The 5,605-nt window shown below is 37.6% G+C and carries 5 protein-coding genes; all 5 read left to right on the forward strand.

Annotated features, from left to right (window positions below):
• Nucleotides 1-138 precede the first annotated feature (138 nt).
• Nucleotides 139-1,221, forward strand: coding sequence for a 50S ribosomal protein L11 methyltransferase (prmA, locus tag RYL27_RS10560; RefSeq protein ID WP_314967109.1), 1,083 nt, complete (start codon nucleotides 139-141; stop codon nucleotides 1,219-1,221).
• A 104-nt stretch (nucleotides 1,222-1,325) separates the two neighbouring features.
• A complete protein-coding gene (locus RYL27_RS10565) occupies nucleotides 1,326-2,012 on the forward strand; it encodes a response regulator transcription factor (RefSeq protein ID WP_314967111.1) in 687 nt (228 codons plus the stop codon).
• A complete protein-coding gene (locus tag RYL27_RS10570; protein ID WP_308579632.1) occupies nucleotides 2,009-3,268 on the forward strand; it encodes a HAMP domain-containing sensor histidine kinase in 1,260 nt (419 codons plus the stop codon). The genes RYL27_RS10565 and RYL27_RS10570 overlap by 4 nt, the downstream gene beginning before the upstream one ends.
• Before the next feature lie 268 nt (nucleotides 3,269-3,536).
• A complete protein-coding gene (locus RYL27_RS10575) occupies nucleotides 3,537-4,310 on the forward strand; it encodes an ABC transporter ATP-binding protein (RefSeq protein WP_314967113.1) in 774 nt (257 codons plus the stop codon).
• A partial coding sequence (locus RYL27_RS10580; RefSeq protein ID WP_314967115.1) for an ABC transporter permease occupies nucleotides 4,304-5,605 on the forward strand: 1,302 nt, incomplete at its 3' end. The genes RYL27_RS10575 and RYL27_RS10580, both read left to right, overlap by 7 nt.

Genomic DNA, 5,605 nt, shown 5'->3' on the forward strand with positions numbered 1-5,605 from the left:
TTTTTCGCAAGTACTGACGGGCTCAGATTACCCCTATTTTAGACCTATACTGCATATCAGTTTTGATATATCGGATTTTTTGTAGCCCCTGTTTTTTACTGTTAAAAAAGAGGGAAAGAAGGAAGGAAAGGGGTAAGCATGGTTTGGCGTAAGTATAGCATTGACACCACTGTAGAGGCTGAGGAGATTCTGGCCGCATTTCTTATGGAAGAATTGGGGATTGAGGGGGTAGAGTTTTCCGACCAGCGGGGGATTACCGAGGAAGAGGCGAAAACGATGTTTGTAGACCTTTATCCCGAGGGAGATGACAGCATAGATGATGCCACCCTTTCCTTTTATGTGGAAGTGCTTACCCAAAAAGATAAGGAAAGTCGAAAGGAAGAGGTGGAAAAGGCCTTCTCCGACCCCCTGGTGGATCATTCCTATACTTTGAACTCCTCCAACATTTTCACGGAAGAAGAGTGCGATGAAATTCTCAGAGCATTGAAAAAAGAGCTGGAAAATATGTCCTCCTACTGCAATGTCGGTAAGGGAACCATTACCCAATCCGAAACGGAGGATAAGGACTGGATGAATGCTTGGCATGACTTCTTCCATTCCTTTGCCGTGGGAGACTTTTTCATCTGCCCAAGCTGGGAGGAAATCCCGAAGGAAGCAGAGGGAAAAATCCTGCTATCGGTAGACCCGGGCACCACCTTTGGAACCGGACAGCATGAAACCACCAAGCTCTGCCTTCAGGCTCTAGGAAAATACGGAAAGGGAAAGGAAAGGGTTCTGGATTTGGGAACCGGCTCCGGAATTCTGGGCATTGCTGCACTAAAGTTGGGTGCAAAGGAAGTATTCGCCACGGATTTAGACCCCCTTTGTGAGGGAGCAGTGGAAGAAAATCTTTTGAAAAATACCCTTTCTAAGGATCAGATGACACTTTTTATCGGAAATATCCTGGGACAGGAAAAGGAAGAGCTGGCCTTTCGGAAAGGTTGTGAAGAAAAGCCCTTCTCATTGGTTCTAGCCAATATTTTAGCGCCGGTTATCATTGCCTTAGCACCGGAAGTGCCGAAGTTTTTGGAAGAAGGAGGAATCTTTATTGCCTCCGGAATTTTGGAAGAAAAGGCGGAAGAAGTCAGAAAGACTCTGAAAGCAGTGAAGGAATGGGAAATTCTGGAGGAGCTGCAGGAAGGGGAGTGGCACGGCTTTATTTGCAGGAAAAAGTCATTATAAAAGAAAGAGTCAGTAAAGTTTTATCAAAACGAAAAATCTACAAATCTACCATCTATTTATGAAGGCATACAGGGGGAAGCAGAAAGTGAGGTAGAGCTGTTATTATGATTTATGATTGTCTAATTATTGATGATGAGAAAAGTTTGCTGGATGCTACAAGTGAATATTTGAACTTATTTGGCATAAGTACTGTTACGGCTGAGTCTCGGGAGCAATGTTTTGAAGTTCTTTCCAAGGATAGGGTAAAGTTGATTTTACTGGATATTAACTTAGGTGATGAATCCGGGTTTGAGCTTTGTAAGAAAATCCGTCAAATGACGGATGTACCTATTATTTTTATCAGTGCGCGTAGTAGTACGGATGACATGATTTTAGCCTTACATATCGGAGGGGATGATTATATACAAAAGCCTTATGCCCTCAGTTATTTGCTTGCTAAAATACAGGTTTTCTTGAAACGATATTATCCGGAAGATAAATTAGACGGCGTGAGCGTGGGAAGATGTGAGGCTGATTTAAAAAAAGAAGAATTATATAACGCCGGGGAAAGAATAAAGCTGAAAGGAATGGAAAAAAAGTTACTTTTCTATCTCCTGAAAAATCAAGGCAGAACCATATCGAAAGAGGAATTATTCCAAAATGTATGGCAGGATAGTATCACCGGAGATAATACACTAAATGTCCATATTCGCAGATTAAGAGAAAAAATAGAGATAGATCCTAACGAACCGCAAGTTTTAAGGACGGTTTGGGGGATAGGGTACATGTTGACATTAGGAGAAGGACAATGAAAAAAGGGTATCTCTATTTTCTACTAATCTTGATCCTTTCCTGGCTTACCCTAGTATTGTTGGTTTTACCGATAATGAAGAAGCCTAACGATTTTGCTGAGGTAAATTATATCAGAAAGTCAGTGGAAAAAAACTGGGGGCACTGGGAAGACAGTGTTTTTCGAGATAGGAAAAGCAATCTTTCATTCTATGTTATTAATGAGCAGGGAGATATTGTTTACGAATCCATGCTCATGAAGAGACGTGGATTGGAAGACTCTATAAAAAACAAAGATACGATTATAGATATTGTAAAAAACGAGAAAGTAGTGGGAAAGCTTATTGTTTTAAATGAAGATTATGAACGTTACGTTTCGTACAGTATTCGTATGAGAAATATCTATTTACTGATTAACAGTTTGTTTTTTCTTATTATTGCAATCCTGGTATTTGAAATATGGAGAACCATACTTCAACCACTAGACCAATTAAAAGTTTTTGCAGAAAGAATTTCAGATGGAAATCTTGAGATGCCTCTCAGTATTCATAGTAACAATGCTCTTAGTACATTTGCCAATAGCTTTGATATTATGAGAGAGAAGCTTTTAAACGCTAAAATCAATGAGCAAAATGCTCTAAAAAAGAGAAAAGAGCTTATAGCCTCGTTAAGTCATGATATAAAAACGCCGATTGCTTCCATAAAAGCAACTACAGAACTTCTTGCTTTACAAGAGGATAACGAATCCAAAAGAAAAAAGATGATGATAATTATGGATAAAGCGGAGCAAATCAATCTTTTGGCTTCCAATTTATTGCAGTCTACATTAGATGAGTTGGAGGAAATGGAAGTTATTGTAAGAGAAGAATGTAGTGAAGTTGTAACAGATATTATTCGTAGTGCAGATTACAAAAACTATATCAGAGAAATATCCATTCCTTCCTGCATTATAAAAATAGACAAGAATCGGCTATTGCAGGTTTTCGATAACATAATCAATAATTCTTATAAATATGCGAATACGGAGATTACTGTATCTTCCTGTTTTTCCGATCAGTACTTACGAATATCTGTTAGTGATTTTGGAGATTGCATTGAAGAGGAGGAAATCCACTTGGTGGATCAAAGATTTTATAGAGGGAAAAAAGCCAAGGATTTTGCCGGTTCCGGATTGGGCTTATATATTTGCAAAAAGATTATAGATAAAATCGGCGGAAGAATTCGTTTTGATAAAATAGAGAATCAATTTTGTGTAACGATAGATTTGCCATTGGCTTAATCAGATGGATGATACTACAGGAAACTTTCAAAGGAAGACTTCCTGTAGTATTTTTTGTTCGTACAGAGTATTGATTGCAGAGTCTGTATTTTCAGTAGCATTTTAGAAAATGGAATAAAGCAAATCATGGGCATTATATAGTTAAGAATCATGATGAGTCAGTTAAGAATTGTTAAGGAAGAGGCAAAGACTGCTAAGATTTTGAATGATAAAATCAATATAGAAAAAGGGTCGTGCAAGCAGAAATGAACCATGAAAGGAATGCAAAATGGTGAATCATGATAAAAATATAATCATTAGAACGGAAAAGCTCTGTAAAAGCTTTTCAACGAAAAACCATAGTGAACACATCTTAAAGAATATAGATTTAGAAATTTATGAGAGGGATTTTACTGTGGTTATGGGAGCATCAGGCTCCGGTAAGTCAACTCTTCTCTATATGCTTTCTGGAATGGATAGGCCTTCCTTGGGAAGAGTCTTCTTTAGAGACGAAGAGATATCGGGTAAATCCAATAATGCGTTATCCGACTTTAGAAGAAATCACTGTGGATTTGTATTCCAACAGATTAATTTGATTCATAATCTTACGGTTCTGGATAACATTGTGCTGTGCGGTCTGTTAAGAAATAAAAATAATGCTGAAGTTATGCAGAAAGCAAAGCGGCTGCTCTCAATGGTTCATATTGAAGAAAAAAATTGGGATAAAAGTCCCTCGGACATTTCAGGAGGTGAAGCACAAAGAGTTGCAGTTGTCCGTGCGGAAATCAATGAGCCGGACATATTGTTTGCAGATGAACCTACAGGAGCACTAAACTCCGAAGCAGGAGGCAGAGTTTTAGATCTATTAAGCAATATTCATCAACAGGGTAGAAGCGTCTTAATGGTTACCCATGACTTTAATGCAGCTTTAAGAGGAAATCGCATACTGTATTTAAAGGATGGAGTGATTTGCGGGGAGTGTAATCTGGGACAATATACAGCAGATAAGGACAAAGAAAGAATAAAACAATTGGATGGCTTTTTAAAGGAAATGGGATGGTAATGATGATAAAAAGAATATTACTTTTTAACCTTTCTAAAATCAAAAAAACTGTTTATGGATCTGTTATCTTTGTTTTCTTGATTGCGGTGTCTTCGCTCTTGATAGGCATATCCTTCTCCATGGAAGATAGCTTTTCTTCTCTGTTTAAGGCTGTTTATAAAGCAACAAACTGTGCAGACTATAGTGCTATATTTCCCAGAGAATACTTAGAAAAGAAAAGAGGGGAAATTGAAGCTTTAATTAAAGAATCAGAAATGAATTCCGCCTATGAAATCGAAGATGCTTTAATTTTTTTAAAAACAGCAATATCTGTAGAAAATGAGGAAGAATTACAGGGCTCGTGGATTATACGGAATTTCGATAGAGACAATCTTTTATCTACTGTCAATGTTGTGGAAAAAATGGAGACTCAGCCGGAGAATGCCATCTTTGTTCCTTATCTGTGCAAGACCTTATTTGGTTTTCAATTAGGAGAAAATTTATCTATAAAATACCTTGGTGAGTATAAGACCTTTATGATTGCCGGTTTTACGGAGGATATTTTATATGGTAATCGAGGTGTTATGGCCTTTGATGTACCGGAGAAAACTTTCTCAGAATTGGAAAATTCTCTTGGAAATGAGAGCCGCAGTGCTTTATTGTTGCTTAAGTCTGAAGATAAGGATTTAAAACAAAACTTTATCCCACTCATCAAAGAGGCGCCTTATGGAACCTATACGGATATTGCTTCCGCTAGGTATTCTATGCACTCCACATTACACGTTTACAGTATTGCGATACTTTTCTTTTCTATGGTAACTCTGATAGTGGTTTGTCTGGTAATGTATTTTAGAATTAAAGACAGTTTTTATAAGGATTTTAAAACAATTGGAGTAATGAAAGCCCTAGGCATTAGCGATAGGGAAATTCGACTATCCTTTGTATTCCAATATATTTTCTTAGGCTTTATGGGAAGCGTTCTAGGGATTTTATTATCTGCTGTACTGGCATCCACTTTCATTCCCTCCATAACGGCAGAAAGCGGTATGAAGTGGGTAAATTCTTTTCACGTGATGAGAGGATTAGAAATCCTATTGCTGAATCTATTTATAGTATTTCTATTTGCTTTTCATGCAACCGTTACCGTAAAGAAAATCACTCCGGTAGCAGCTATAAGAGGGCAAAGAGCTAATTATAATGGCGGAATCAGTCATTCATTTTTGGGGAAAATTCCGTTATCCTTAGACTTTTTATCGGCTATCTATTTATTGATTAGTAGAAAGAAACAAAATATAGCCATCTGCTTGATTGTTGCC

This window comes from Oribacterium sinus (genome assembly GCF_963537195.1).
GTDB lineage: Bacteria > Bacillota > Clostridia > Lachnospirales > Lachnospiraceae > Oribacterium > Oribacterium sinus_A.